This is a genomic window from Rhizobium sp. R634, from assembly GCF_002211305.1.
Taxonomy (GTDB): Bacteria; Pseudomonadota; Alphaproteobacteria; order Rhizobiales; family Rhizobiaceae; genus Rhizobium.
On the sequence record NZ_LOKW01000019.1, the window covers coordinates 1 to 2,500 of the forward strand.

Annotated in this window: 1 tRNA gene and 2 rRNA genes (1 of these 3 cut by a window edge); all 3 read right to left on the reverse strand. The window is 54.5% G+C overall.

The features are described from left to right. Window positions 1-14: 14 nt before the first annotated feature. Window positions 15-91 (reverse strand) — tRNA-Met (locus tag ATY77_RS17895). A 104-nt stretch (window positions 92-195) separates the two neighbouring features. Next, window positions 196-310, reverse strand: a 5S ribosomal RNA gene (rrf, locus tag ATY77_RS17900). Between the two features lie 224 nt (window positions 311-534). Beyond that, a 23S ribosomal RNA gene (locus tag ATY77_RS17905) occupies window positions 535-2,500 on the reverse strand (it continues 920 nt past the right edge of the window).

Here is a 2,500-nt window from a genome sequence, read left to right on the forward strand (position 1 = left end):
GCGGGCTATTTGTTTGGTTGCGGGGGCAGGATTTGAACCTGCGGCCTTCAGGTTATGAGCCTGACGAGCTACCGGGCTGCTCCACCCCGCGATATTATTTTACAGCAGAAAGGGCCGCTTTTGCGACCCTTTTGTATCGGCTTTGGCCGTAGAGATTTGTGATGAGAAGATTTTTGAAGAAGTTGCGTTTTGCAGACCTGGCAGCGACCTACTCTCCCGCGTCTTAAGACGAAGTACCATGGGCGCAGGGGCGTTTCACGGCCGTGTTCGGAAAGGGAACGGGTGCAGCCACCCCGCCATAACCACCAGGTCGGCAAAGCGCAACTTTTTGATTTGAGAAGCTGGCAGGCATTCGCCTGTTTTCTTATTGAACACGTCTTTGGATGAACTCTTCCGTCTGGCACCAACCGGAGCAAAGCTCCGCAAGGCCAGAGGCCGTCGCGCCTGGTGGCGCGGCCCGTCCGGAGCGCGACCAGCGCGTCAGGACAAAGAGTTCATTGTTCATCTCATCTTCGATGAGCATGAACAATGAGAACGATCAAGCCGATCGAGCTATTAGTACCGGTAAGCTTCATGCGTTGCCGCACTTCCACACCCGGCCTATCAACGTGGTCGTCTTCCACGGCTCTGATAGGGAACACTCGTTTTCAGGTGGGTTTCCCGCTTAGATGCCTTCAGCGGTTATCCCGTCCATATATAGCTACCCTGCTATGCCCTTGGCAGGACAACAGGTCCACCAGAGATATGTCCATCCCGGTCCTCTCGTACTAGGGACAGATCCTGTCAATATTCCTACACCCACGGCAGATAGGGACCGAACTGTCTCACGACGTTCTGAACCCAGCTCACGTACCGCTTTAATTGGCGAACAGCCAAACCCTTGGGACCTGCTCCAGCCCCAGGATGCGATGAGCCGACATCGAGGTGCCAAACAACCCCGTCGATATGGACTCTTGGGGGTCATCAGCCTGTTATCCCCGGCGTACCTTTTATCCGTTGAGCGATGGCCCTTCCACGCGGGACCACCGGATCACTATGACCGACTTTCGTCTCTGCTCGACTTGTCAGTCTCGCAGTCAGGCGGGCTTATGCCATTGCACTCGACGACCGATTTCCGACCGGTCTGAGCCCACCATCGCGCGCCTCCGTTACTCTTTCGGAGGCGACCGCCCCAGTCAAACTACCCACCATACACTGTCCCGGACCCGGATGACGGGCCGCGGTTAGACATCCATGACGATAAGGGTGGTATTTCAAGGATGGCTCCACGGAAACTGGCGTCCCCGCTTCAAAGCCTACCACCTATCCTACACATGCCGACACGAATGCCAGTGTAAAGCTATAGTAAAGGTGCACGGGGTCTTTCCGTCTGACCGCAGGAACCCCGCATCTTCACGGGGAATTCAATTTCACTGAGTCTATGTTGGAGACAGCGGGGAAGTCGTTACGCCATTCGTGCAGGTCGGAACTTACCCGACAAGGAATTTCGCTACCTTAGGACCGTTATAGTTACGGCCGCCGTTTACTGGGGCTTCGATTCAAAGCTTGCACCTCTCCTCTTAACCTTCCAGCACCGGGCAGGCGTCAGACCCTATACGTCGTCTTGCGACTTCGCAGAGCCCTGTGTTTTTGATAAACAGTCGCTACCCCCTGGTCTGTGCCACCCCACAAGAGTTGCCTCATATGGGGTCACGCTTCTTCCGAAGTTACGCGTGCAATTTGCCGAGTTCCTTCAACATAGTTCTCTCAAGCGCCTTGGTATACTCTACCTGACCACCTGTGTCGGTTTCGGGTACGGTCTATACGGTGGAGCTATTTCCTGGAACCGCTCCGCTGCCCTGATAATCCAATAAACCAGAACAACTTGTGCAATCCGTCACTACCACCAGGCCCACGAATATTAACGTGGTTCCCATCGACTACGCGTGTCCGCCTCGTCTTAGGGGCCGGCTAACCCTGCTCAGATTAACTTTAAGCAGGAACCCTTGGTCTTTCGGCGAGAGGGTCTCTCACCCTCTTTATCGTTACTCATGTCAACATTCGCACTTCCGATACCTCCAGGAGCCCTCACGGGTCTCCCTTCATCAGCTTACGGAACGCTCCGCTACCACTTGCATTACTGCAAATCCTCAGCTTCGGTGCATGGCTTCAGCCCCGTTACATTTTCGGCGCAAAGACCCTTATTTAGACCAGTGAGCTGTTACGCTTTCTTTAAATGATGGCTGCTTCTAAGCCAACATCCTGGTTGTTTTGGGATCCTCACATCCTTTCCCACTTAGCCATGACTTGGGGACCTTAGCTGGAGGTTAGGGTTGTTGCCCTTTTCACGACGGACGTTAGCACCCGCCGTGTGTCTGCCGAGTAGTACTCCCCGGTATTCGGAGTTTGGTTAGGATCAGTAAGACGGTGAGTCCCCATAGCCCATCCAGTGCTCTACCCCCGGGGGTATTCGCTCGACGCTCTACCTAAATAGATTTCGCGGAGAACCAGCTATTTCCGA